General features: G+C 44.0%; 29 protein-coding genes. 21 read left to right on the forward strand and 8 right to left on the reverse strand.

The features are described from left to right. The first annotated feature begins 17 nt into the window (after nt 1-17). From LUCIF_RS21340 to LUCIF_RS26245, 5 genes are all read left to right on the forward strand, one after another. A complete protein-coding gene (locus LUCIF_RS21340) occupies nt 18-2,420 on the forward strand; it encodes a TNT domain-containing protein (protein ID WP_122629854.1) in 2,403 nt (800 codons plus the stop codon). Between the two features lie 17 nt (nt 2,421-2,437). Continuing rightward, complete coding sequence (locus tag LUCIF_RS21345) at nt 2,438-3,070, forward strand: hypothetical protein (protein ID WP_122629855.1); 633 nt, start codon at nt 2,438-2,440, stop codon at nt 3,068-3,070. Between the two features lie 185 nt (nt 3,071-3,255). Further along, on the forward strand, nt 3,256-3,945 hold the full coding sequence (locus LUCIF_RS21350) for a hypothetical protein (protein WP_122629856.1): 690 nt from the start codon (nt 3,256-3,258) through the stop codon (nt 3,943-3,945). A 169-nt stretch (nt 3,946-4,114) separates the two neighbouring features. Then, nucleotides 4,115-4,894, forward strand: a complete 780-nt coding sequence (locus LUCIF_RS21355; protein WP_122629857.1) for an EFR1 family ferrodoxin — start codon at nt 4,115-4,117, stop codon at nt 4,892-4,894. Continuing rightward, entirely contained in the window at nt 4,872-5,108 is a 237-nt protein-coding gene (locus tag LUCIF_RS26245; RefSeq protein WP_165866099.1) for a DUF6809 family protein, read from the forward strand. The genes LUCIF_RS21355 and LUCIF_RS26245 overlap by 23 nt, the downstream gene beginning before the upstream one ends. A 289-nt stretch (nt 5,109-5,397) precedes the next feature. On the opposite strand, the gene LUCIF_RS21360 is transcribed toward LUCIF_RS26245, so the two are convergent. Continuing rightward, on the reverse strand, nt 5,398-5,877 hold the full coding sequence (locus LUCIF_RS21360; protein ID WP_122629858.1) for a GyrI-like domain-containing protein: 480 nt from the start codon (nt 5,875-5,877) through the stop codon (nt 5,398-5,400). A gap of 22 nt (nt 5,878-5,899) precedes the next feature. Continuing rightward, nucleotides 5,900-6,478, reverse strand: a complete 579-nt coding sequence (locus LUCIF_RS21365; protein ID WP_122629859.1) for a type 1 glutamine amidotransferase family protein — start codon at nt 6,476-6,478, stop codon at nt 5,900-5,902. A gap of 392 nt (nt 6,479-6,870) precedes the next feature. Between LUCIF_RS21365 and LUCIF_RS21370 the strand changes: the two genes are divergently transcribed. The 3 genes from LUCIF_RS21370 to LUCIF_RS21380 all read left to right on the forward strand — a co-directional run bounded on the left by LUCIF_RS21370 (nt 6,871) and on the right by LUCIF_RS21380 (nt 9,599). Then, on the forward strand, nt 6,871-7,227 hold the full coding sequence (locus tag LUCIF_RS21370) for a MerR family transcriptional regulator (RefSeq protein ID WP_122629860.1): 357 nt from the start codon (nt 6,871-6,873) through the stop codon (nt 7,225-7,227). Between the two features lie 14 nt (nt 7,228-7,241). Further along, nucleotides 7,242-8,033 carry an amidohydrolase family protein gene (locus tag LUCIF_RS21375; RefSeq protein ID WP_122629861.1) on the forward strand — a complete coding sequence of 264 codons (792 nt, stop codon included), beginning with the start codon at nt 7,242-7,244 and terminating at the stop codon, nt 8,031-8,033. 525 nt (nt 8,034-8,558) lie between these two features. Next, nucleotides 8,559-9,599, forward strand: coding sequence for a YncE family protein (locus LUCIF_RS21380; protein ID WP_126720616.1), 1,041 nt, complete (start codon nt 8,559-8,561; stop codon nt 9,597-9,599). A 199-nt stretch (nt 9,600-9,798) separates the two neighbouring features. On the opposite strand, the gene LUCIF_RS21385 is transcribed toward LUCIF_RS21380, so the two are convergent. Beyond that, nucleotides 9,799-10,248 (reverse strand): hypothetical protein, encoded by a 450-nt coding sequence (locus LUCIF_RS21385; RefSeq protein WP_122629863.1) that lies wholly within the window; start codon nt 10,246-10,248, stop codon nt 9,799-9,801. Between the two features lie 129 nt (nt 10,249-10,377). Continuing rightward, nucleotides 10,378-11,265, reverse strand: coding sequence for a LysR family transcriptional regulator (locus LUCIF_RS21390; protein WP_122629864.1), 888 nt, complete (start codon nt 11,263-11,265; stop codon nt 10,378-10,380). Nucleotides 11,266-11,405: 140 nt separating this feature from the next. On the opposite strand from LUCIF_RS21390, the gene LUCIF_RS21395 reads away from it, so the two are divergent. Both LUCIF_RS21395 and LUCIF_RS21400 read left to right on the forward strand, forming a co-directional pair. After that, a complete protein-coding gene (locus LUCIF_RS21395) occupies nt 11,406-12,803 on the forward strand; it encodes a sodium:solute symporter family protein (RefSeq protein ID WP_122629865.1) in 1,398 nt (465 codons plus the stop codon). 68 nt (nt 12,804-12,871) lie between these two features. Then, nucleotides 12,872-14,065, forward strand: coding sequence for a multidrug efflux MFS transporter (locus LUCIF_RS21400; protein WP_122629968.1), 1,194 nt, complete (start codon nt 12,872-12,874; stop codon nt 14,063-14,065). 187 nt (nt 14,066-14,252) lie between these two features. Here LUCIF_RS21400 and LUCIF_RS21405 read toward each other — a convergent pair whose 3' ends face one another. After that, entirely contained in the window at nt 14,253-14,819 is a 567-nt protein-coding gene (locus LUCIF_RS21405) for a hypothetical protein (protein WP_122629866.1), read from the reverse strand. A 491-nt stretch (nt 14,820-15,310) separates the two neighbouring features. Between LUCIF_RS21405 and LUCIF_RS21410 the strand changes: the two genes are divergently transcribed. Beyond that, complete coding sequence (locus tag LUCIF_RS21410; protein WP_122629867.1) at nt 15,311-16,219, forward strand: DMT family transporter; 909 nt, start codon at nt 15,311-15,313, stop codon at nt 16,217-16,219. A 9-nt stretch (nt 16,220-16,228) separates the two neighbouring features. Here LUCIF_RS21410 and LUCIF_RS21415 read toward each other — a convergent pair whose 3' ends face one another. Then, on the reverse strand, nt 16,229-16,864 hold the full coding sequence (locus LUCIF_RS21415) for a LysE family translocator (protein ID WP_122629868.1): 636 nt from the start codon (nt 16,862-16,864) through the stop codon (nt 16,229-16,231). 269 nt (nt 16,865-17,133) lie between these two features. On the opposite strand from LUCIF_RS21415, the gene LUCIF_RS21420 reads away from it, so the two are divergent. From LUCIF_RS21420 to LUCIF_RS26250, 3 genes are read left to right on the forward strand one after another with little or no spacing between them, the layout of a single operon-like run. After that, nucleotides 17,134-17,712, forward strand: a complete 579-nt coding sequence (locus tag LUCIF_RS21420) for a flavodoxin family protein (RefSeq protein ID WP_122629869.1) — start codon at nt 17,134-17,136, stop codon at nt 17,710-17,712. A 45-nt stretch (nt 17,713-17,757) separates the two neighbouring features. Further along, a complete protein-coding gene (locus LUCIF_RS21425; protein ID WP_122629870.1) occupies nt 17,758-18,399 on the forward strand; it encodes a lactate utilization protein in 642 nt (213 codons plus the stop codon). Between the two features lie 8 nt (nt 18,400-18,407). After that, nucleotides 18,408-18,572, forward strand: a complete 165-nt coding sequence (locus LUCIF_RS26250) for a hypothetical protein (RefSeq protein WP_165866100.1) — start codon at nt 18,408-18,410, stop codon at nt 18,570-18,572. A gap of 38 nt (nt 18,573-18,610) precedes the next feature. Here LUCIF_RS26250 and LUCIF_RS21430 read toward each other — a convergent pair whose 3' ends face one another. Continuing rightward, nucleotides 18,611-19,249, reverse strand: coding sequence for a GntR family transcriptional regulator (locus tag LUCIF_RS21430; protein ID WP_122629871.1), 639 nt, complete (start codon nt 19,247-19,249; stop codon nt 18,611-18,613). Between the two features lie 410 nt (nt 19,250-19,659). Here LUCIF_RS21430 and LUCIF_RS21435 point away from each other — a divergent pair, with 410 nt between their 5' ends. The 6 genes from LUCIF_RS21435 (at nt 19,660) to LUCIF_RS21460 (ending at nt 23,827) form a co-directional block, all read left to right on the forward strand. After that, on the forward strand, nt 19,660-20,166 hold the full coding sequence (locus tag LUCIF_RS21435) for an L-2-amino-thiazoline-4-carboxylic acid hydrolase (RefSeq protein WP_122629872.1): 507 nt from the start codon (nt 19,660-19,662) through the stop codon (nt 20,164-20,166). A 24-nt stretch (nt 20,167-20,190) separates the two neighbouring features. Then, nucleotides 20,191-21,459, forward strand: coding sequence for an L-cysteine desulfidase family protein (locus tag LUCIF_RS21440; protein ID WP_122629873.1), 1,269 nt, complete (start codon nt 20,191-20,193; stop codon nt 21,457-21,459). A gap of 84 nt (nt 21,460-21,543) precedes the next feature. Continuing rightward, on the forward strand, nt 21,544-22,674 hold the full coding sequence (locus LUCIF_RS21445; RefSeq protein ID WP_122629874.1) for a YkvI family membrane protein: 1,131 nt from the start codon (nt 21,544-21,546) through the stop codon (nt 22,672-22,674). Between the two features lie 132 nt (nt 22,675-22,806). Continuing rightward, complete coding sequence (locus LUCIF_RS21450; RefSeq protein ID WP_122629875.1) at nt 22,807-23,010, forward strand: hypothetical protein; 204 nt, start codon at nt 22,807-22,809, stop codon at nt 23,008-23,010. 15 nt (nt 23,011-23,025) lie between these two features. Then, nucleotides 23,026-23,238 (forward strand): hypothetical protein, encoded by a 213-nt coding sequence (locus LUCIF_RS21455; RefSeq protein ID WP_122629876.1) that lies wholly within the window; start codon nt 23,026-23,028, stop codon nt 23,236-23,238. 19 nt (nt 23,239-23,257) lie between these two features. After that, nucleotides 23,258-23,827 carry a DUF6897 domain-containing protein gene (locus LUCIF_RS21460; RefSeq protein ID WP_126720617.1) on the forward strand — a complete coding sequence of 190 codons (570 nt, stop codon included), beginning with the start codon at nt 23,258-23,260 and terminating at the stop codon, nt 23,825-23,827. Nucleotides 23,828-23,991: 164 nt separating this feature from the next. Here LUCIF_RS21460 and LUCIF_RS21465 read toward each other — a convergent pair whose 3' ends face one another. Next, nucleotides 23,992-25,158, reverse strand: coding sequence for a hypothetical protein (locus LUCIF_RS21465; RefSeq protein ID WP_122629878.1), 1,167 nt, complete (start codon nt 25,156-25,158; stop codon nt 23,992-23,994). Nucleotides 25,159-25,302: 144 nt separating this feature from the next. Between LUCIF_RS21465 and LUCIF_RS27415 the strand changes: the two genes are divergently transcribed. Further along, nucleotides 25,303-25,584 (forward strand): helix-turn-helix domain-containing protein, encoded by a 282-nt coding sequence (locus LUCIF_RS27415; protein WP_122629879.1) that lies wholly within the window; start codon nt 25,303-25,305, stop codon nt 25,582-25,584. Nucleotides 25,585-25,902 lie beyond the last annotated feature (318 nt).

Below are 25,902 nucleotides of genomic sequence, written 5' to 3' on the forward strand. Positions count from 1 at the left end.
CTGCCAAGGAGGACATCATGCCAGCAACGACCTATGATAAATTAAAATTAGTCAGTCCCTGGAAAATCCTGTCTGTTTTCAAATTATCCATCCGGAAAGAACTGAATGAACATGCCGTGCTTCATCTGACCGCCATGCTTAGTGAAGCGGACGGGGTCAAAGCGGCTCTGCGGGAAACAGTCAACGACCGCATTCAGATCTATATCGACGATGCAGAAAGGAAAGCTACCCTGTTTAAAGGTATCCTGCAGGAAGTCGGCGTACATGCCGAATACGGCTTTTATACCTTAACCGCCGTCTTTTTATCCGAATCGGTTCTTCTGGATACCCAATTAAAAAGTCGGTCCTTTCAAAACACCCAACTTGCTTACCGTGATATCGTCACCAAGATTATCCAAGACTATCCGGGAAAGAAGTTTGAATGTACCGCCGCGAAGGCAATCATTGACGGCCCGCTCCTTCAATACGAAGAAACAGACTGGCAGTTCATCAAGCGTCTGGCCTCTTATCAGGAGACCGTCATCGTGCCGGATACTACAGTGACGGACCGCATTTTCGCCTATGGCTATCCAAGCGGCGGCAGCAAGACGCTGCCTGACGCCATCGCTTATGCCAGCGGCAAAAACCTGAGAAACTTCGAAATCGACCATACCTATAAACCGGGCCTTAGTGATATCGAATATTGCTACTATGAAGTGGAAACCTATGAACCCCTTAACCTGGGCGACCAGGTCACCTTTCAAAATGTCCAGTTGTATGTTGGGTCCGTTACCATCGAACTGTGGCAAGGCCTGTTGGTCTACAAAGCCAAACTGGTGCGCAAGAAGACCATCCGGCAGAATCCCATTTACAATGAAAAGCTCATGGGAGTCACTTTGCCGGGCAAAGTATTGGCCCTGGAGAACCAGACGGTAAAACTGCACCTGACCATCGATGCGGAACAAAATCCGGACGAAGCCTACTGGTATCCCTTCGCGCCGCCGACTACGGGCATGATGTATCTCATGCCCCAGCTCGGCACCGTGGCCGGTCTGTACATTCCCGGCCTTAGAGAGCAAAACGCCATTATTACCGGCAACCTGCGAACCAACGGCGCCAACTGTCAGCAGACCGGCGATCCCAACACCCGCTACCTGGCCACCGAATACGGCCAGGAACTCAAAATTGCTCCCGGCGGTGTCTACATCACCGCCGGCAATACCCAGTTAACCGCCTTTTTTGACGACGAGGCAGGCGTGACTCTTTCCAGCCATAAAGGAATCGACCTAAACGCCGCAGAAGAAATAATCATCCATACGGAGAAGAAAGTTTCCCTGGAAGCCCCCAGCCAGATCCGCATGCTTACGCCGAACAGCGGCTTGTCCATGGAAAACGAGATGCACTTCCGTGCCGAGAAAGTACAGGCGGATTTCACCGATGAAGAGGAGTTTCCGCCTGTAGAACAACCCAAACCCCCGCCGAAACAGTCCTATGTTTTAAACCGGCCCCAGGATAAAGCCAAGCCGGGAATAAATTGGGGTGCTATAGCCGTTGGCGCGGTTGCCGCTGTAGCTGCGATCGCCGTATGCGTTGTTGCAGCACCGGCAGTGGCGGTAGCAGGTGCCGCTGTGGCTACCGCCGTTGGCGCAAGTGCGACCGGTGTCGTTGCGTCTCTTGCTACGGGAGCAATGCTGGGGGCAATTGGCGGAGCGGTATCGGCAATCGTCGGTACCGGCGGCAGCGATATTCTCCATGGAAAATTCAGCGGTATAGACAAGTACATTGAAAATGTGCTTAAAGATGCATTGATTGGTGCTATAACCGGGGCGATCTTCGAAAGTGCGTTAATTGGTGCCAAAACCTTGTGGACTATTGTTAAAAATGGCCGCTATTTAGAGAACGAAATTGGGGCGGTGAGACTAGGGGCCGAGGAGTCGAGTGAAGCTAGTGTAAGTGAAGCTGATCGTTTAAAACTAGGTAAGTGGGAAAACCCGCCCAGTGACGAACTATATTTGGCTAATAAAGAAGTTTATGATAATCCTAAGTATTTTAATCAAGAAACTGGTGAAACAATATGGCCCGGTCAAAATGGGGATCCTAACACGAATGGCTTTGTGAATGGTGAGTCGATGCCGGATTCCTTAACCAAGGGACAAATTATAGATCGATTTGGAGAAAATGCTAATGGACGATTTTTTTCAGAAGGTGAAACTCCGTTTGAAAATAGAGCATTGCCACCGTCTATGCAAGGAGCGACTCTAGACCAATACGTGGTTCTAAAACCATTTAACGTTGAATCTGGGCCAATAGCTCCTTGGTTTGATCAGCCAGGATTGGGGAAACAATATTTTACTTCAGGGCAGATACTTGATAGAAATGGAGATCTGGTTCCGGCTAACCTAGGCAATTTAAAAGCAAATGGATATATAAAAAAATTATAGAAGGGAAGAACTAAAAGGTGAATATAAGTCAAGTAGCAAGATTGCTAAACGAAGCTGATGTAAAAACAAGATGTGGGCCGAATCTACTTGAAGAGATTGTTGGACGTAGGGAAGGTTACTATAGGTTGGAAAAAAGGAATGAAGAGTGGCTATATATCTTTATTGACTGTGAAAAACGCGAGCCAGGAGTAGAAGAAATCCATAAAAGATTTGTTAATGAATATGAAGCGGTTATGTTCTATTATTTTAAAAAATTATCCCAAAAATATCGTTCTCAATACGTATATCCTTTTGAAGAGCAAAATAAGGATATTCGTATCGGATGGCCGGATTTTAATTTAGCGAATCTCAAAGAAGCAATTAAGAGATTGGGCATAAAAGAAAATTACTATGATTTTAATAATGTAAAAAAGGAACATAGTATTTGCTTAGAAGAAGTTAGTAAAAATACGAGTAAAGTAAAGTTTATTGGTAATGGAAATAACGTTATTCTTGAAACTTTGGAATTAGAAAATTGGGATGCTTATAGTGCTATGTTTACGCGTGTATATTTGTTGTTCTTATTAGACCGATATTGTAAGTCATTAATAAAAAGTAAAGAAATTGAAAAAACCTTTTCAGATAATGAATATAGTATTTTTATCAAATAAATTTAAATGTGTTTAAAAAAAGGGATACTTGGGCTTAAAGAGTTGCCGGGGGAGACAGGGTTGTTGACAACTTGGGGTCACCATATATAAGAACGGGGATTTTGTCTGATTAACACATTTAACTATGAGTGTAAAAACTGACGTTCAATTTTTATGTTAAAAACGGAGGAGTGAGGAGTATAGTAATGAACAAAATAAATAGAGTAATTCTGCCGATTATTACAGTTATGTTGCTGGTCATCAGCACAGGGTGTTTCTCGGGTACCGCCGGTAAGTCAAGTGCAGTCAATAAACCAAGTAAGCCGCAAGTATTAGATACAGGCAAAATCGAAGGTTCAGTATATAAAAATGACTATTTTGGTTTAACCATGAACATCCCTGAAAATTGGAGTATACAAAACGATGAAGCAAAGAATGAAATGAAGAAAACCGGCGAGAAACTGCTGACAGATAGCGATGAGGCAAAGAAAGCCGGAGTGGAGCGGTCCATTGAAAGGACGGTTAATTTGCTTTCCGCCAGCAAGTATCCGTTGGGAACGCCCAATAAAGTAAATGCCAATATGTTGGTTATGGCGGAAAAGGTAAGTGCGTTTCCAGGTATAAAAACCGGTAAGGATTATTTGCTTAACGCCAAAAAAATGCTGGAAAGCAGTCGAGTGAAATTTACCTTTAAAGATATTACCTCGGAGAAAATCGACGGATTAGATTTTTCTGTTTTGGAATGCATATTTAAAGTGCAGGATAAACAAATCACGCAAAAATATTACGCCGCGGTTATTAGGGACTATGCGTTGGTCTTCAATATGACTTACGTATCGTCCGAGGACTTAGCTACCTTAAATAAGGCAATTAGTACAGTGAAGTTTGAAAAATAAGTCACAGCAGTAACGCGAGTCAGTCTTGCAATCCATCGAGTAATGCAAGACTGGCTCTTGTTGCAAGTTCACCCCTAACATAAGTTATGTGGCGCGCTCGTCCTTTTGAAGGATTTGTCTATGAAACAAAGAAGAGAATGAATAAGAATACTACGAAGGGGAGGTTATTATGGATAAGCGGTTACAGTTACTCTATTTTAGCGCGACTGGTACTACTGCCCAAATTTTAAAAGAGATGGCAAGCGGTATTGGTCAAATAAAAAAAGAATATGACATCACCCTGCCAATGAATAGGCAAGGTGAGCTGGCATTCGAAAGTGATGATTTACTTATTGTCGGCGTACCCGTGTATGCCGGCAGGGTGCCGGAGTTTTTGACGGACTATTTTTCTAAAGTAAAAGGAAATCATACGCAGGCAATATTTATCGTCATTTATGGTAATCGCGATTATGATGACGCGCTTCTGGAATTAAAAGATACGTTTGAGAAAAATGGATTTAACGGGATTGCAGCGGGGGCCTTTATTGGCGAGCATTCTTATACTACACTGGTTGGAACGGGAAGACCCGATAGAGAAGACCTAAAGATTGCTAAGAAATTTGGCGTGGATATTAAAACCAAACTAAGCAATGGGGACACGCAAATAATGAAAGTTGTTGTTAAAGGGCAATATCCCTACAAAGAAAAAGTCGCCAGGCCGTTGATGGCGCCTGTGACCAATGACAATTGCGTCATGTGCGGCCTTTGCGCCCGGCATTGTCCGGTGGGGGCGATTCATTTTAGTGATTATAAAGAGGTGGACGCGACAATGTGTATAAAATGCTGCCGTTGTATTAAGAGCTGTCCGGCAGACGCTAAAGCCATTAATCACCCGGCATTCAAGGAAATAAAGCAATTTTTAATTGATAAGTTTGGTAATATTCGGCATGAACCGGAAGTGTTTATGTAATTTCATAATCAACAGGGATTACAAATTATTTGAAGCACTGCTGGATTTATATGGTGAATCCAGTTCAATGGAAACCTCGGCATCGTTTACCTACGGATTTAAGCTGGGAGCATTAGTCATGATTGAAGTTTTAAGTGGAAAAGAGGAAGTTGTACGCAAGAGGGTTAAGCGGACAAGATTACTAACTACGCAGCAAAAATCAAGTAATGAGTAACTATTTGATACCGAGAAACCTTTCCCCGGACTTTTCGAAGGCCGGGGATTGCATTTTTTATAGCAAAAGGGACTGCCACACGAAAGTGTTAAGGGGCGGGGTTACTGATAATTTCGTTCCGCAAACTTTCCTTCTATGCCGGAAGCCGGGGAGCTATGAGTATCCCGCTAGATACTTAGAAATGATTCCAGGCATTCATGGAAGAGGCAGGGGGTTCACTGTCCCAGAAGGGGAGTCTGATAGAGTATAGTGGGACGAGACGGTTAGGACGTTATGAATTTTCCTACCCCTAATCTTTAATAGCGACATATATATCAACTTGGGCATAATCATCATTTAAACATCGTTGATCATATAATTCAAAATCCGTTGAATAAACTCTCTTTTTCTTTAAGTCTTTGTCTAGCCAGATTTTTTGCCATTCGTTTATAACAATTTCTGGAACTTTGCCAATGGCAGAAGGGATAATTGCATAACGAGATGAAGGAATTGTTTTCCCTACCATTCCTTCAGGAATGAAACTTAAGTCTTTTACTTTCGCACCTATGAAATAAGTATAATATCCATTTTCATCTGATTCATAATCTGTGTAGACTGATAAAATATGGTTTTCATCATAACGGTTAGAAATTTTACTTAACATTTCGGAGTAAAAAGTTTGGATTAGCTTCGGAATTTTTCCTTTACCGTTTATTTCATTTTCATTTTTTGTTTTTTCTTCAATACCAATTAACATTATTGGTTCAATAGTGATAGTATGTAATTTCATTTTTGGACACTCCTTTTTACATTTATTTATGATAAAAACCGGACTTATTTGCGTTATACCATTCTAAAATAGTAGTTTCCGGCTTCGCTTTCAGCAACAATAAAATTTCTTTGGCAAACTCCAACGAAGCAGTGCCATTGGCCGTGACCACATTGGAATCGCAGACAGCTTGTTCCTCTACAAAGTGCTGATTGCCTCTATAATGAGGAGCTTGGTCCTGCATGAATTCAAGAGTATTGCCCGAATGTCTGATTTGATTCAAGTAGCCGTTTTCTGCCATAAAGTTGGCGGCATTGCAGATTGCACCTACTGGAATACCTCTTTTAATTGCATACTCCACCACAGGCAACACAGCGTTGTTCAGTTGTTTCATCCAGGCGTAGCCTCCAATTAAAATCAGCATACCAAAGTCGGCAGGAAAATCGGCCACTGAATAATCGGGAAGAACCCGAAAACCACCCATCGATGTTTTGGGTTCTTTGTCAAGGCTTAACGTCTTTATTGCGTACCCTGTTTCGGGTGCGTTAAGTTCGGAACAGACATAGGCGCTTTCCCAATCGGCATATCCGTCAAAAATAAATACCAATACTGCTTTTTTCATTGTTTGTCTCCCTCCTTCTGTTAGATAGTCTACAATAAAAAAGATGACACCTATATGTCACCTTTTTTTTAGTTGTCTAACACTTTTTCTAACAATCTATGAATAGATGTGTTAGAAAGTGATCGGGCTTATTTTTGCAGGGTTGGGAACGGTACATTTGCCGCTCGAACAACTCTCCCGATTTTGAGCGCCGCCCCGCGTTCAAAACAAGGATTAGCATCGGGAGTTCTGGCTACATTCCGCTATATCGGCATGATGGCTGGAATTACGATCGGCGGCTCATTACCGGATATTTTGTTTTTCGGGGTGTGGAGTCCGCTTTTTATTTTTTCTTGACTATAACATAAGTGTCATACTTTATAATACCAATATAGACGCGAGAGGAGATTGCCATGTTAATCAGAGCGTTATCCGATAAGACTGGGGCAAGTATACGGTCAATAAGGCATTATGAAGCGAAGGGATTGCTTGTTTCCAGACGTTTGGAGAATGGATACCGGGATTATGATGAGAAAGCAATTGTTAAAGTTAAAACTATTCAATTATACCTTGGTTTAGGTCTTACAACCGAAAATATTGCCCAGATTATTGATTGCCCGGCTGGTGCGCAATATGACCGGCCAGTATGCAAGGAGGCTTATAAATTATATAAGGATAAGCTGGAGGTCATTACTAAGCAAATAGAAACCCTGTATTCGGTACAACAGCAATTGCAAAAAAGAATCAAAGAATTTGAGCAACATTTATAAACGGAGGTTTCGAAATGATTATTGATAGTCATGCCCACGTGATGCTTCCGCCGGAACGGCATATAGAATTGATGGCGGAAGCTCACATTGACCAGACGATTCTATTCACGACAATGGTGCATCCCGAAACAACCAAAGGGTTAAAGGAATTGGAAACAGAATTAAATCAGTTATATGAAATATTAAATGGCGTAAGAGATCCTCTTCGGGAAAGGATACACGCCCTCGAAGAATTGGCGCAAATCGTTGGGGCGAATCCTGACAAATATATCGGATTTGGGTCCATTCCTTTTGGTCTATCGTATAAAGAAAATTTGGGGTGGATAGAAAAATATGTTGTTGGGAATGGCTTCCGGGGAATCGGTGAACTGACTCCGGGAACCGGGCAGGTGCCACAGATGGACGCACTATTCCGGGCCGTGCAAGAGGTTGGGAGTTTACCGCTATGGGTGCATACATTTTTTCCTCTAAAATTAGAAGATATTAAGGCATTATTGGATTTAGCCAGGCAGTATCCCACTGTGCCGGTAATCATTGGTCATTTGGGCGGTATTCATTGGTTGGATACGCTGCAGGCAGCCAAAGAAATTCCTAACGTTTATCTGGACCTGTCTGCCACTTTTACGACGCTTGCTCCCTCTTTGGCGATTAGGGAATTGCCGGAAAGGACTCTTTTTAGTTCCGATGCTCCTTATGCATCACCGCTAATAGCGAAAATGATTCTTGAGCACTTAACGACAGACAACTATGTCTTGGAGCAGGTACTAGGCGGTAACATAGCAAAATTGTTGCAATTGGCGGGGTAAAATAGCTGGAGCAGGATGTTTTTTATGACCGGTAAAAGCCGGATTTATGTGCGTTATACCAATACTGTTTTTTTCATTGTTTGTCCCCTCCTTCTGTTAGATAGTCTATAATAAAAAAGGTGACACCTGTATGTCACCTTTTTTATTGCAGTGAGAATTTATTTTGCCTAAACGGCGTTTGATTTTTTCTTGCAGAAGTAAAGGGACGTTCTTTTTGCTTCTACCCGGGCCTTAGCAGCAACAATGATACCCTGCATGGAAAATTCAGCGGTGCAGACAATTATTGAGAATATGCTTAAAGAAGCAGCAATTGGCGCTTTAACTGGAGCCGCGTTATTATTTTATGATTATTATTTACTTTATTTAACTTATTTACATTTCTCTATTTTTATTTCTTTCCTAGTAATAAAATGGAAATAAATTACAATTCATTTAATTTTTGGGTTCATTATTGGAGGTGATTAATTTTCAGGGTAAATTAGAGACCGGCCCGGGGAGATTCAATATTTGTGAGGGGGAGTTAACGTGAATTGCTTCAGGAACATGGGTTTCGGGGTATTGGCTGGATTGTTTTGTTTTGTCTTCCTTGCAGTCGGGACTGGTTATTCTCTTGCGGCACCAGTGGATCAAACGCCTATATTGACGCTGGTGTCAACCATTGACCTTCCGGGCAAGGGTGGCCATGGCGATGTTGTAGTGTATGATCCTGATAAGAAAACCGTCTACATAGCCCAGTCGCCAGACAATAATGTAATTGTTATAAGTACTGTGACTAATAAAGTGGCAGCAGTAATTCCCGATGTAAATGGCGGCAATGGCATAGCAGTTGGTCCCAGTTTTATTTATGCTGCATCAGGAGATGATAATACGCTTGCGGTTATCGATAAGACGACCTGGAAGGTTATTAAAAAGGTTCCGACTGGTGGAACAGCTCCCGATGCTGTTTATTACGATGCCCAAGACGATAAGGTTTTTGTAGGAAATGACGATTCCAATACGATGGGGGTCATTTATTCACAGTATCCTTTTGTGTTGATTACAAGTTTTCCGCTTTCGTCTGACAAGCCTATTGCCGGTCCGGACTTGGGACTTTATGTGGCTGAGCAGAATCGAATTTATCAGTCCATGGATAATTTGGTATTAGTAATTAATGCCGCAACGAATGAAATAATTAAAACGATTCCCACCAATGTAGAAATCAATAAAAAGGGTGGCACCAAGAGCATGATTTATGATCCGCAGAAAAATACTCTCTGGGTCGGGACCAGTTCCAAACAGATTCTAGCAATGAATCTTGATACCGGAGGGTACACGAAAGTTGCTACGGATTCAGGAATGGACCAGTTAACTTGGGATCCTATTACCCGCTTGATATTCTTTGGTCAAGGTGGCGCCGGCGCGTTAGGAATCATTGACGCTTCAACGGGCAAGTTTTTGGGCTCACTTAAAACAGAGGCGGATTTTCATACTGTTGCCGTTGATTACGATCAACATCTTGTCTATGCGTATTATAATCAAAGCAATAAGGTGCTTGTTTATAAAGAAAATACCGGAATGATGCAGTAGAGACATGCAAGCCATAGTAAGCACCTGTTATAGATAAAAGACCTGGATTATTTCCAGGTCTTATTTTATGCGGAACGTATTTTGCCTAGTCCACGGCAAATCCATATATTTAAAAGGTCTGTCAAGGGGGCGGCTACTGGCAACTCGGAGCCTTTTTTATTGGCTCCGTAATGAAACAAGGTACCACAGAGGGCAAGCCTCATGTAGTACCTTCTGCGTTTTCATTAAAAATATATACTTTAAAAAGTAATCCTACTGTTACTCCATAGGCTATAGCTCCGGATAGATGGACATAATAATCGCTTATTGGACGAATCGCGATAAAATGGCCTTCAATAATTGCTGTAAATATTATTTCGGCAAGAAACCAAAAGAAAAGACTTACAGCGGTACTCTTTAAGACTAGGTAATCTCGACCTATTAGTATAAGGGAGTAATAAAAAGCAATGCCGATGAAGCCGCCAAGTATAAAATTAACTATTAACCCTATGATTTCTGTGGGCCTATTGAGTGTAACGGTCATACTAATTAACTGATATATACTGTATTTGCCGAATCCTAGCCAAGTCAAGAATTTCGTTACAACCTCACCCGTTATTGTTGATACTGCGCCGAGAATACCTGCTGTCAACGGTTTATTATGTTTCACGGAAATGCCCTCTTATCGAAATTTTTATTAGTGTGTCCTGAAAAATGGAGTAATACGCTTTCCAGGCTATTAGATAAGGGGCTTTTTTCTGGGGGTAATAGTCGCTGGCCGGCTCCACTCCTCGACCGCTCAAGGGTTGGACTGTATGGTAGTTAGCATGGTTAGGAAATTACGGGCAACGGTGGACAAATAGCGGTTTTGCATCCAGATAATACTGGAAGAGGTCTCCAGACGCGGGTTAATAATGGTTTTATATATAAGACCGGCATTAGGAATTAAACCAATGGCTGCTCTTGGCACAATGGCAATACCTATGTCTGCGTCGGCCCACGCAAGAATAGGCATGACATCATCGCTTATACACACAAATTCTGGTGTAAACCCGCACTTTTCGCAGTGCTCAACAATCATAGCTTCGTATTTACGGTGAATTAACAAAGGCGTACCCGCCAGTTCCGACAGATGGATACAGTCCCCGTCATCACCTAAGGAGGCGGCATAACTTTTGTTTAAAGCGATAACTAAGGGTTCATTCGGTAACCTGATTGACTCATATAATTCTGATTCAAGTGAGAAACGGACTAGTCCTATTTCGATTGCCCCTTGATGCAGAAGCTCAATAATTCGGTTTGTTTCACCTTCCCATAATTGAAAGCTGACACCTGGAAATGTTTTTCTAAACGCTCGAACAATTCTTGGTAAGATTGTTGCGCCTGAAGAAGTTACTGTCCCAATGGATAGGGTGCCGCGAGCGCCGGCATTATACTCCCTTATTTCCTTAACAGTATTTTCAATTTGACCTAAGAACTGTTCTGAACGGTTTTGCAGGAGACGGCCGGCTTCAGTAAGTTGGATTTTGCGTTGGCCCCTTACCAATAACTTAACACCCAACTTTTTTTCTAGCTGCATCATTTGCCGGCTGAGGGGAGGTTGAGCAATGTGCAGTCTTTTGGCAGCAGCATTAATACTTCCTGCTTCGACAATTGCCAGGAAGTGTTTCATATCCTTTACATCCATTCATATCCTCCCTTTGCATATGCCTATAAGGTATAACGTTTCAATTATTTTGATATTATGAGTATAATGTTATTCTTGATATAATCGTAGTTGAAAATAGGTCGTAGGTCAATAGAATTGCTATAGGGAGGGGTTAACCGGTGGAGTTAAGCCTTATTCAGTCAGTAAGCTTGATAATATCTATGCTGTTTGTCATAGTTCTCGGATTATATTCAATGCGCAAGGTAAAATCTGCCGACGATTTTAGCATCGGAAGCCGCTCTTCGAGTGTGACTGTTGTTTCAGGGACTATCATTGGTACTATTATCGGCGGTGCAGCAACGATGGGAACTGCCCAATTGGCTTTCAGCGCAGGATTATCTGCCTGGTGGTTTACACTGGGGTCAGGCATTGGTCTAATTATAATGTCTGTTTTCTATTCCGGTCCTTTGCGCCGCTCAGGCATGGAGACTATTTCACAATATCTTGTTGCTCATTATGGAAAGGCAGCCGGCCCTATAACCAGTATAGTCTCTTCTTTAGGAATTTTTTTTAGCATTGTAGCAAGTATGCTTACATCGGTTCACCTGCTATCTTTGGTTTTTGGCATAACAGAAGGGATGGCAGCTGCTTTTACGGTGATCATTGCCGTTACGTATGTATTCTTTGGGGGAATAAATGGTACCGGCTTTTCGGGTATATTTAAGGTGTGCCTGCTTTATATAACGCTGCTAATCGCCGGGGTCATATCACTTAAGTCCATTGGCGGAATCAATGGACTGGAAGCTGCTTTCCCGGCTGATCCGTGGTTTAATCTTTGGGGAGGAGGCGTCTGGTTAGATACGGGAAATGCTATTTCTCTGGTGATAGGAATTATCTCGACCCAAACATATATCCAGGCGATTTATGCTGCACGCGATGCACGGGTTGCTGCGACCGGTTCTTTAGTTGCCGCCCTTATAACAATTCCCATCGGCCTTCCATCGATTATGATCGGAATGTACATGCATGCAAATTATCCGGATATGCTTCCTATTAATGCTTTACCGATGTATATGCTGCACTACCTGCCGGATTGGCTGGGAGGCGCCGCGATAACGGCGCTTCTATTGTCCTCCATCGGTTCGGTTGCCGGGCTTGCCTTGGGTGTTGGTACAATGATTTCAAAAGATATTATTCATGAACTATTTAATTGCGGGGGAACTAAGAGGCTGCTATGGATAAACCGGACATGTATACTGACAGTTACAATATCTGCGGCCCTTTTCGTTTTCAGTAATATGAAATCTCTGGTGTTGGAGTGGAACTTTTTATCCATGGCTTTACGCGGAGTTGGCATTTTTGTGCCACTCACTATAGCAATATTTTATCCCGGTAAACTACCGCCAAAGGCGGCTATCTGTTCAATGATCGCCGGCGTAGTCGCTTCGATACTAGGAAACATACTTTATCCGAAATATAATATCCCGTTATTTGCCGGTCTTGGTGTTAGTTTGATCGTCAATGTTACAGGAATTGTAATCAATAGAGTTGTTACCCGGGTTAAGAATATTATTTGAGATTGCCGTTTGTTTGTGATATAATAAATATTTATTGCAGAAAAATATGGATGAAGGTATGGACTAAAATGGAAGCTTGGAAAAGGAATTTAATGGTTTGTTGGTTTTGTGTGCTGGTAATTTCTTCCGGCGGAAGCCAGCTTGCTCCGATTTTACCGCTTTATGTTGAGCATCTGGGTATTAATAATATAGCCCGGATTGAACAGTGGTCAGGGATTGCTTTTGGGGTTACTTTTATCAGCCTGGCAATTTTTTCACCCATTTGGGGTAGTTATGCCGATAAATATGGGCGGAAACCGATGCTGCTACGCGCCAGCCTTTCGCTGACTGTCATTATGTTCTGCATGGGGTTTGCGTATAATGTTTATCAATTTATCTTTTTGCGGATGTTGCAGGGAGCTCTTTCCGGTTTTATTGCCGCCGCTATTACGTTGGTAGCAACGCAAACGCCTATGTCGAGGGCTGGGTGGGCTCTGGGAATTATTTCAACGGCATCCGTTGGCGGCACTCTGCTGGGACCGCTGGTTGGCGGTTTTTTAGCGGAAACATTAGGGCTGCGAAGTGTGTTTTTATCAACCGGTGTTTTAGATTTGATTGCATTTATCGCAACGTATTACTACATAAACGAGAATTTTACTGCTGCGGAGAAAAAGACACTTAATTTCAATCAAATTTGGAAAACAATCCCGAATCATGGATTTTTTATTGCTCTTTGTATAACAACATTTGTGGTTCAGTTTGCGCTAATGTCGATAGAGCCGATTATTACGGTATACATTAGCCAGTTAGTACCCCAATCTACGCATATTGCCCTTATTTCCGGTATTGTTTTTTCGGCGTCCGGACTCGCGAGTGTATTTGCTGCCCCGCGATTAGGCCGATTGTCGGATAAGATTGGTCCCCCAAAAATCATACTGGTGGGGCTTATTGTTTCGGGAATCATCTTTTTTCCCCAGGCTTTTGTGGGAACAGCCTGGCAACTGGGAATTCTTCGCTTTTTACTTGGATTGGCTACCGCGGGATTATTGCCCGCTATAAATACTCTGGTAAAACGGAGCGTCCCTGATTCAATTGTAGGGCGGGTGTTTGGGTATACTCAGTCCGCCCAGTTTTTAGGCGTTTTTGGTGGCTCGTTAGTGGGGGGACAAGTGGCATCGCTTTTTGGTATTCATTATGTGTTTTTTCTCACGGGAGCACTCATGTTACTTAGCGCTTTGCTGGTTTATAAAACAGTTTACTGTTGGTGGTATGCTTTGGGATAAAAACTAGCTGAATTTCAAGTTGAGTGCAAAAATTTTAGGCAATGCACGTAAGCTTATTCAAATTGCTAATGGTGAATTCGTAATAAAAACCGTCCTGATTGGGGACGGCTCTTATTTTTTGGATCGGAAGTATAAAGTTTTCGGGACTCATTGGGTTAAATGATTGAAAGCGCAAGTCTGCAAGTCTCTAAATTAATGGAAGGGATGGGGTGGTGTTAAGAGTGAGTGGCTTTAAAGTGTTCAAGATTTTTAAATAAGTAGGAAGAAATTTTTGGTATTCTTGTTGAGAGGAACAAAAAAATAGCATATATGCTTTGCCATTCATTAAAAATGTTGTTAAACAAAACTTGTTATCCTGGTACAAATAGGTTATTTCTATTGCTCTTTGTTTTGGAAAAAAGATGGCTTTCGTACTTTCAATTTTTACTTTCGGTAAGATATTGATAAATTCCTTACTTAATAATTTCATAAATGTATCAATTTCTTTGTCACTTAGATCATTAAATGTCTTATTTTTTGCCATGCCTAATTCGGAGTTGTCAGAAATCATCATGGCTATCGAAGTATTAGTACTAGCCGGCTGTTCGATTAAAAAACTATATTCGGGATAAAAAAGTGGATTTGCAATTACCCAGTCGTCCGGAAGATTAATTTGATAATTATTTTGAGTATCTTCATAAATAGCCGCCTGCGTTGTGGCGGGAATTAATAAGAATGAAGTAAAAAGAAATGCAATTAAAATTATATTTTTCATAATATCTCCCAAAGTGTGGCAAATAGAGCGCCGGTAGTTAGTTTAACATTCTGCACTCTGTTTTGCCATTGTAATTCCTCTCTTGATTTACAGTTTACCACGTGTTGCTACCGGCCTCAAAGGGGAGACAAGGTAATTTCTCAATATTTTTTTGACTGTAACATAAGTGTCATACTTTATAATACCAATATCGCGAGAGGAGATTGCCATGTTAATCAGAAAAAACGACATGGAAAGCCGGCAAAGCACATGGCGGAAAATGCTTTTATAAAATTTATAAACAGGCTATAATGGAAATAGGAAAAAATGTAAACGCCCCTGCGGAGCAGGAGCGTTTGTGGCATCACCTTGTTTCGGTTTGAGGACGAGTGACCGCTCGTCCCTTTGACATTTAAGGGGCCGGACCGGAAAATCGTCCTGATACAGGGCCGTTTTTTTATGGAATTGAGTCTGCAGCTTTCTAAGCAGGCTTTAAGAGAGGTGTATAAACCATGAATCAATCCCGTTTGATGGGCTTGTTGGCTATTTTTAGTACTGCCGTAATTTGGGGACTGTCTTTTGTAAGCATTAAAGTTACGGTGGCTGTGATTCCGCCGATGACACTGGCATTACTGCGATTTTTGATTGCTTCGGTTATTCTTTTATTTTTACTGAAAAAGGTAGAACCCGGTACCCGTTTGGCCAAGGAAGACAGGCCCTTGATGATTGTGTCGGGACTGCTGGGCGTGACGGTATTTTATTATTTTCAAAATACCGGTATTAAATTGACCACTGCATCGGCGGCTTCCATGATTGTTGCGACAATTCCCATAATGACAATTGTAGGGGAATTTTTCGTTTTTAAAACAAGGCTGTCGCTGCGGAAAATGGCTAGCGTACTGTTATCCATCGGTGGAGTATATTTTATTGTGACCTCTTCGCAGCAAGCGTTGCAGGATGGTTTTTTAGGCAATTTATTTATGATAGGCGCCGCGGTTGCCTGGGTAGTGTATACTTTATTAACCAGGCCCTTAAGCACGCGCTATACTCAACTGGCGGTAGTCACCTACCAATCGCTTTTTGGCACGCTGGCGCTGATTCCCTTCACCTTTTTTGAGTCCTGGAAATGGCAATCTCTTGACTATGTTATGATTCTTCACTTGCTCTATTTAGGGATTTTTTGCTCAGCCCTGGCAAATTATCTTTATGTATACGCAATGCGGATATTAGGGGTTGGCAGTGTTTCCCTGTTTATCAATCTTATACCGGTGATTTCAGTGTTGGGCGGATTCGCTATTCTGGCGGAGCCCGTAAGTAAATTGCAGATAGTTGGCGGAACTGTTATTTTATTTTCCGTGTATCTGGCGAATTCCAAGGGAGAAGTTACTCCTGACAAGTCGCCGGTGGAAAATAAAGCTTGAATAACGGAATCAAGCTTTATCTAACAACGCCAGCCGGATTCCAAGCCCAACGAAAACCGAGCCCAGGAAACGGTCAAGCCACTTACTGACGGAGTTTTTCTTTTGCAGATGGCAAGAAATGGTTGAAGCCAGCAAAATAAAAATGGTTTCAACAACCAGTCCCATGATAATGACCAGGGTACCCAAACCGAACAGTTGCAAGGGAATGGAAGCTATCTCCGGGCGGACGAATTGGGGCAAAAAAGCCATGAAAAAGATGGCGGCTTTTGGATTCAGGATATCGACCAGCATGCCCTGTTTGAAAGCCTGCCACGGAGATACGCCGGGAACGGATTTAGCGGCTAAGTCCAAGTGGGTTCCGCTGCAGCGCCAGTTTTTGATTCCCAGATAGATTAAGTAAGCGGCGCCTATATATTTTACCAGATTGAAGGCAGTAATAGAGGTCGCCAGAAGCGTGGAAAGACCGAACGCAGCGGCAGACACATGGACCAAAGCGCCGGCGCCGACTCCGGCAGAAGAGGCAATTCCCACGTTCTTGCCGTTGGCAAGAGTCCGGGACAGAATATACATCAAATCGGGCCCGGGCGATATATTTATAGCCAGGGCGGCGGCTGAGAACATTGCCCAATAAGTGTAATCAGTCATCTTTGATCTCCTTTTTACTGAGTTACATTTTCTTACTTTGCAGAGCCGGGGAATCCGGCCAAAAGCGGGAAACATTACTTGAAACGAATTCCATACCTAAATTATACCACAAAGAAGACCTGACGAAATAGCGGTGAACAGACTACAAAAAGTTCTACGGTATACGAAAGGAAACTATAATACTTATAAGTACGTACTTGTTATTCGCTTTCCTAGTATCTATTATTATAGCATAGAATATTTTTATGAAGGAACTAGGAGGATTGTGCATGAAAGTGGTTGCGTTTAACGGAAGCCCCCGGGCCAACGGGAATACCGCGCAGAGCATTCAACTTGTTCTTGCGGAATTAAAGAAGGAAGGCATTGAAACGGAATTGATCCAACTGGGAGGCCGGAAGGTGTTCGGCTGTCTGGCCTGTGGCAAGTGCTGGGAAAATAAAGATAACCGCTGTGCAAGGCAAGACGACGAGATGAACACGTTTATTAGGAAGATGCAGGAAGCGGACGGAATTATTATTGGTTCACCCACCTATTTCAGCAATGTGTCTACGGAAGTAAAAGCGCTCATTGACCGCTGCGGTTTTGTGTCCAAAGCGAACGGCGGGGAGATGCTGCGGGGCAAAGTAGGAGCCGCCGTGGTTTCCGTACGCAGAGCCGGGTCTAATTTTGTCTATTCCGCCATTAACTTCTTTTTTGGCGTTGCCGAGATGGTCATTCCCGGGTCCAGTTATTGGAATATGACGTTAGCGCTGGAACCGGGCGACGTCCAAAAGGATGAGGAAGGTATTCAGACCTTTCAAACGCTGGGGAAAAATATGGCTAAGCTTTTAAAGCAGACCAGAGCGTAACCGTATAGGGTCCACTGTGAATATAAATTAGGGAGAGTGAGGAAAATGAACGAAGCCGTTCAATGGCATCGCAATGCGCTCGGGGAGAAAGTAGTGAATGCCCTGACGAAAAACAATTTTACCGCCACCTATGTGTCAACGCGGCAGGAAGCCTTAGACAAGCTGCTTGAACTGATTCCGGTGACTGCCACGGTTGGTTTTGGCGGTTCCGTAACGCTGGATCAACTGGGAGTAGTGGCGAGGCTGGAGGAACGGGGCAATCCGGTCCTGAATCATACCAAACCCGGACTCAGCCCGCAGGACATGCGGTCCATCCGGCGGCAGCAGCTGGTTGCCGACGTATATCTGTCGGGAACGAATGCCGTCACGCTGAACGGGGAACTGGTCAACGTCGATGCGACCGGAAACCGGGTAGGAGCGATGCTCTTTGGACCGGATCAGGTTTTTATCGTTGTCGGCATAAACAAAGTGGTTAAAGATGTGGCGGAAGCGGAATCACGGGTTAGAGTATGGGCTTCGCCGCCGAACAACAAGCGGCTTGGTTATCCCAATCCCTGCGCTAAAACGGGAGTGTGCGTGGATTGTCAGGGACCGACCCGGATATGTAATATCACCACAATTATGCATAAACGGCCGCGAATGACCGATGTTCATGTTATCGTCGTCGGGGAGGAACTTGGTCTTTAAACGATACTTTGTATTTGATATGGGACGAGCGCCAGAACGCAGACCTCATTCTGGCGGCCAATGCCAAGAATAATTTTTTTGCCGCTACGAACGTAGTCTTTGAGCAATTTAAAAAAATGACAAAGGGGATTGAGTTGCCAACAACTCAATCCCCTTTGATTTTCGCGCCCTGAGCCTTGTACTAAGAGCCAAAAAACTGCAGGTTTCTTTATCATTCTTTGTCCTGGTCAACTGGGGTGGGAGCAATGCCTGAAAGCAGAAGATTTTCAATGTCTGCCTTTAGAATGGTCACCGCCGTTGCAATCTCGCCTTTTTCCAGATAATCAACCAAAGCCAGGTGCAAATCCATGTTGGCCAAATGTTTCTTCTGTACGAAAAAGATCGTTTGGATATTCAGCGCGTCTTCCAGGAGTTTATAGGCATAATGGTTGCCATAAAGGGAGAACAGTTTCAGATGAAACTGGCAGTTGTAGTGCCAGTGAGCCATGAAATCATTATCCGGGCAGCTGGCGTAGTCCACACAGATGGTTCTCAGTTCTTTGATCCGGGACTCATCGAGATAGACACAATTACTTTCCAAGAAAGAAGATTCCAGCGCGGAACGGAATTTAACGATTTCCAGCAACTGGTGTGCGCTTGGCTGTAGAATTTTATAGCCCTGTCGCGGGATGCTGGACAGAATCAGAGTTCCCGTCAGCTGGGTAAGGGCCTCCCGGATTGGTGCCCGGCTGACATTGTATTTTTCCATCAAAAATTTTTCGGTCAGAATAGTGCCGGCAGGATATACCCCATTAATAATATCAGAAAACAAAGCATCATGAACTTGATTTTTTAAGTTTTTTTTACCCATAAGGTTTATCTCCTTTATATCATTGCCAGAAATCATAATACATTGAAAAGCCGGGGAAGTCAATATAAGAACGCAATTTCTCTGAATAACAGGGCGAAATCAGTACTTCTAATCATATCACGAGGACGATAAATGGTGTTTATTTTGAATATTACACAAATATAGTTAAAAGTATTGCTTGTTACAAGTGTTCGTGATATGATCAGAATACATACTCGAGTATGCGGTTAGCTAGTGAAATGTGGTAATATTTAATGTCAATTAAGGGAATATCTGGTTCTGTCGTGGTCATATCAGAAGCCGGGGCCGGTGCAGCTAGCCGGAGAAGCAGCGGTTGAGCAACATTATCCATTGGCTGGTGGTTTTGTTGCGCCGATATTTAAATTCAGGGAGAAAGGGAGTAAAGAATTATGATTGATAACAAAATTAGGATTCAAGGGGATGCAGTAGTAGACATTCAGCGAGGAGCCATAGGGCACCGGGCAACCTGGACCGGTTTGACGTACACCAAGGCCAGGGAAGCGGGAAAGGCGGCAGAAGCGGAAAAAATCATCCGGGAAGCCATTGTAGAAACCGGTAAGATCCAGGGTGCTCAAATCAAAACCCAATGCCGGGAGCCGGAAAACGTTGCCTGCTTTACAGAAACGTTCTTGACTCCCAATGTCGAAAAGACGTTTGAAATTGAATTTACAAACAAGACCGCAGACCGGGTAGATCTGGAATTCCATCACTGTCCGCTGCTGAAAGCCTGGCAGGATTTAGGCTTTGACGACGCAACCTGTGAGAAGTTATGCGATATGGCTATGGATGGAGACAGAAGCATTGCCAAAGCCGTGGGATTTGAATTTTATCTGGGTGATACCATTGCCAAGGGCGGCAAGACCTGTCAGATGTCTTATTTCAAAAAAGGTAAATAGTATTGCCCAAAGGAGAACTCTGCAATGGATACGATGCAATATGATAATTATCTAAAGATATTAAAGGGAGAACTCATCCCGGCTATGGGGTGCACGGAGCCGATTGCCATTGCGCTGGCGGCCGCCAAGGCAAGAGAGGTCCTGGGACAAATGCCGGAACGGATGGTTATTCGCTGCAGCGGTAATATTATCAAAAATGTAAAGGGCGTTGTCGTACCAAATTCCGGCGGCCAGAAAGGCGTGGAAGTGGCAGCCATCCTTGGCGCTGTCGCCGGGAAGGCGGACCTGGAGCTTGAAGTTATCAGCCAGGTGAAACAGGCAGACATCGAAAAGACCAGAATGCTATACCGCCGGGGAATTTGCCGCTGTGAGCTGGAAGCAGGCGAAGAGAATCTTTTCGTTCGCGCCGAATTGACAGCCGGACAGGAAACAGCCGCTGTGGAAGTCCGAACCAGGCACAACCACATTGCCCAAATTGAAAAAAAAGGTCAGGTGGTATTTGCGCAGCCCGATATAGCAATTCAAGAGTCCGGGGATAAGTCCAAGCTTAATATCAGGGACATACTCGAGTTTGCCAACAAAGTAAACCTGGATGATATAAGGGAAATCATCGGCAGACAGATTCAGTGCAATTCCGCCATAGCGGAAGAAGGCTTAAAGCATAAATGGAGTGCCCAGGTGGGACTGACTCTCCTGAAATCAGGCAGTAACGATGTGCGGATCAGGGCCAGAGCGGCGGCAGCGGCAGGCTCCGATGCGAGGATGAATGGCTGTGCCCTCCCGGTCGTCATTAACTCCGGAAGCGGCAACCAGGGGATCACCTGTACCATGCCGGTAGTTGTTTATGCGGCAGAGATGGGAGCCGATGAGGAGACCCTTTACCGGGCGCTTGTCCTGACTAATCTTCTGTCCCTGCATCAGAAACGGTATATCGGCAACCTGTCGGCTTACTGCGGAGCCGTTTCGGCCGGCGCCGCCGCTGCTTGCGGCATCGCCTACCTGCATGGCGCCGGTTATGATGTCATTGGCAAAACCCTCATTAATGCTCTGGGGAATGTGGGCGGCATTGTGTGCGATGGAGCCAAAGCTTCCTGTGCGGCAAAGATTTCCAGCGCAGTGGACGCGGGGATTCTGGGCTATGAAATGGCAAAACGCGACCTGGTTTTTCCCTTCGGCGAGGGACTGGTGGAAAGGGATTACGAAACGACAATCCAGAACATCGGCCGTATGGGCCGCCAGGGCATGAAATCTACGGATGTGGAAATTCTGAACATTATGATAGGAAATCGTTGAAAACTCAATTTTTTGAATTGTTAACGCAAAATACCATGAGAGCCCCTTGCGCTAAGTAACTTAAAAACACAAGGAGTGGTAAGGATGGAAGAAAAATCAATCCATTTAAAAAAGGTAGTAATTCTGGCGGGAGCATTGTGTGCGTACTGGATTGGATCCGGCTTCGCAACCGGCCAGGAGGTTTTGCAGTTTTTCAGCACCAACGGGATAAACGGAATTATAGCCGCATTCGTTTTTCTGGTTTTAATGAGTTTTTTAACGTACGTTTTATATGGAATCGGCTATAAAAAGAAATTTGACAATCCTTATGACGTTTTTGAATATTATTGCGGTAAAGTGATTGGCCAGGTTTATATATGGTATAGCGTTGTATTAGTGTATGCCATATTTGTAGTTATGCTTGCCGGGGGAGGGGCGACCATCCATCAATACTACGGCATACCAGCCTATTTAGGTACCGGGGCGATCGCTCTGCTGGCATTGGGCACAGCCGTGCTGGGAATCGAAAAGCTTATCGACATCATCGGCGTCATCGGGCCAATTAAAATTGTATTTGTGGCAATCGTAGGGATTGCCGGGATTGTTACTCTTCTCGGGCAGCCGGCTTTACTATCGGAAGCCAGCCGGCTTATGCCAACGTTAGGCTTCAAATCCGCTTCTTCCAATTGGGCCTGGTCGGGAGCGCTATATGCTTTCCTTGCGCTGATGGTTAGTATCCCGTTCCAGGTGGATTGCGGAGCGTCGGCAGGCAGTGTAAAAGAAGCAAGAATAGCGGGGTTAACAGGAACGGCTGCCTTTACGGTTGCAATTATTTCGCTGGTAATTGGCGAACTTGTTTATTATAAATTGATTATCGGCCAGCAGGTTCCTACCTTAGCAATTGCGAATCACATATCACCGGTTTTAGGATTGACCTTTTCCGTATTAATCGTGCTGTGCATCTATTCCGCAGTGGCTTCCTTTCTTTTAATGACGGTGAGAAAGTTTGCCGCCGACAAAACGCCAAAGTTTAATATCATTGCAACCGTGCTCACTGCGATCGGTATGTTTTTTGGCGGAATATTCCCTTTTGACAAACTGGTAAATATTTTATATCCATTCGCCGGATATTCAGCGATTGTTTTCGCCGGTTTTATGTTTTATAAAGAATTAAGGGAGAATAGTGAAAAAGGTAATATTGAAAAAGAAAATAATGAAGAGAATTCCGGTATTTAGTGAAACCAACGTCGAAACGATTCCGCGGACAGGGACTGGATTCAGTCTCTGTCTTTTTTTTATAACCTTTTGCCGGATACTACATAAAATATAGTAAAAGTAGAATAAAGCGGCGGAAAGGACGAAAGTGCTATGGAATTTCTTGGCGTAGAGTGTGAATTGAAAAAGTTTTTGAAATTCCACCTGAATACTCCCCTGGTATTTCAACTGGAAGGAAATCCGTTTTTAATAGGACGCCCCAATGTAATTGAAGATGACGTGGCCATTGTGGTTGAAACCGGATACACGACATATCTTCGCATCAGGGAAATCGAATCTTTGTCCACAATTGTTTAGAAAGGACGGGTCATTATGCTGGACGATCTGGATGATATCCTGTGTTCTTTGCAGGGGAAATTTGTGACTCTCTTTCTCGACGGAGCGCCGCAAGTCACCGCCAGAGTTCTAGCCGTCGAAAAATGTGCGGTTATCCTGCAATCCACGTCGGGAACGACGATTCTGGTTCCATTCTCTGCGATAACCGCCGTGGAAGTTTTTCCATCGATCGGCGGAATAACCGGCTAAGGAAAGGAGGAGAATGAATTTGCGGGAAACGTTGAGGCAATACATTCAAACCGCGGTGATCATCATGCTGGAAGGGGACGAAGGGATCGCCGGAACGGTCCGGCAGGTAGGGGAGCATACCGTAATGCTGATAACGTTTGCGCAAAGTGTTGCCTACGTCGTAATTGATAAGATAACAGCGATCAGAGTAAGCTGTAATCCGACCACGGCGCTTACCGGCACGGTTACGGCAACTACCGTTAATACGGGGGCGGCAGAGGTAATTGACAACCATGTTGAGACCTATCGCCGGCTTTATGCGGGGACCAGTACCGGTTCCATTGTCGGATCGGTTGGTATCGTGGAAAATTCCTCAGTGAACCTGGCCGGTACCGGTTACGACAGTGGGACGATTACCATTGCGGCAACCCAGGCCGATACGGTTCTGATATCCTTTGCGTCCTTGTTATCCGGGACCGGACCGAATAACATCATCGGGACCTTCAGCATTATCCGCGGCACAGGCACTTTTGCCGGCATTATCGGCGGCGGCACGTACCTGGGGACATTTGGCCTGACCCTTACCATTACGGGCGTCTTCTGTGTATAAGCCGGAGAAAGATATTTACAAAAATAACAATAAAGATGCACCGCGGCCGGGGACTGGATTTAGTCTCCCGGCCGCTTCTTTTGATTTTCCCCGCGCCCTGAGCCCTGTGCCAAAAGCCGAAAGACCGCGTTAGTGATCTTTCGTGTGCGCAAAACTTATGGAACTTACTGAATCTTTAACTGCCAAAGTTTTTGGCCGGAATCGATATCAAAGCCCTCCAGCCCGCAATCCCTTACTTGGAGAACAAACGTCTTGCCGGCTTTTTCGCCTTTGACATTATCCTGCATAAAAAATTTGTCTGAAAAAGCATTCGATTTTTTGAGCATCAGTTCTGGAAATAACTGATCCGGCGGAACCGTCCATTTTCTAATTCCCTCGGAATTTACACAGGTCAACATTCGCCTGGCGTCAGCTCCGATCTGGTCCTGGTGAAGAAAAACAACGAGGTCGTTGTCCTGATAGATTAATATCGGTTCCAGATAGACCGCTTCCGGCGTCAATCGGCTATATTCAAAGTCTTCTCCGGTTAAATACCCAGTATCCAGGTTGTCTATACGGAGATTTTGCAATAGGGTCTCTTTAGACAGCTTTGCGGCCTCTCCGCTGACTCGGTAAAGCATTTTTCGTGAACTGTTGTTTGAATCTTCATTCATGAAAGCAAAGATATTTGTCCGGCCTAGCTCTGCATAATGTTTTTGCAGGTTTTTATTAACTGCTTCCTGCGTATCAGGAATTAAAGAATGGTCATCTAATAAGTAAATGAATTTTCTGGCATCTTTGGTTTCCAGCTCAATCAGCTTCTGTTGATCCTTGTAATTGATCGCGGCAATACCTTGTTTTAGTTCGTTATGTCCAGCTAGAAATTGATTTGTGTCCAGCAAAGGGTCGCCGGAACTTGCATCGAAAACACGAATCATCTTGCTCATGTCCCCGGTCTCGAATATTTGCCAGAGGTGCCCATTTTCTTCAGCTAAACTGCACTTCCGGGGAAAGTCATCAAGCTTGGTAACAATCTTCTTTAAGACCCTTTTTTCTACGGGGTTGTACAAATATAAGTCTGTTTGGCAAAAAATTCTATGCAGTCCTGAGGACGTATAACTGAGGCTCCTTGTTTTGGCATAAAACCGGAATGAATCATCTGTTAAAATCCAGATGCTGCCGTCCGGATTGATACGGGTATCCATAATAACGCCATAGATATGATTGGGATAAAGCGCCGCAGGTATTTTACAGAATAGGGAAATCAAAACTAAAATGGTCAGTATGAATACCAAAACAAATTGCTTTACCGGTCGCCCAACGTATTGAGCCGGTTGATGATTCCATTCCATTCGCATCCCTTCTCTTTCCTAAATAATCCGTCTGCTTGGGCGGACGTCAAAAAGATTGTGTTAGTAGAAAATCATTCGCGCGAAGGCGGCCTTTCTTGTCTCATTTATCGCCGGGTTTCTTGATGCCGTGCTTATGTCTAATCTCTGAAAGGATGGTCGCAGCAGACGTCATCTGAAGCGTCCGGCGTTTCCCGGATCTACCTGCCGGAATTGGAAGCGGACAAAAAGCAGCCAACCGTTTTGGTAATGCAAAAAATTGCTATAGCGTTAGAAGTAAATGCTTGGCGATTTGATAAGCGAAAAGTCCCCTCAAGGCCAAGCACGATAGGAGGTGGGAACCAACGCCAACATAAAATGAGAAGAAAAACCGGAAGCATCCGGCGCCGCCAAGCAAGGAATGCTTCCCCAGGGCCTGTTCGGTCCTAAAATTCAGGGTATCCAAATAAAACCAATTTTATTATACTCTATCCATCCCGGTACGTAAATGTTGCAATGGAATCAAGATTAATATTTCCGGGAAATAAGAAGAGAGTTAACCTGGCACATTTTATTGGGAGGTGTAGAATGCCCGAATTTCTTAGCGTAGGAGAGTCCATGGTTTTATTTTTGGCGAATCAGGAAAGCGCCCGCTTGACCAAAAATTGATTCGTTTTAAGGACTATTTGGGCCTTTCTTGGCTAGCATTTCCCAGCAATGGGACAGAGACTTTCCAGCAGGATTTTGGGCCGGGAGGAGCGAACCGTT

The organism is Allolucifera butyrica (assembly GCF_900476375.1).
In the GTDB taxonomy this organism is placed as follows: domain Bacteria; phylum Bacillota; class Negativicutes; order Sporomusales; family UPPP01; genus Lucifera; species Lucifera butyrica.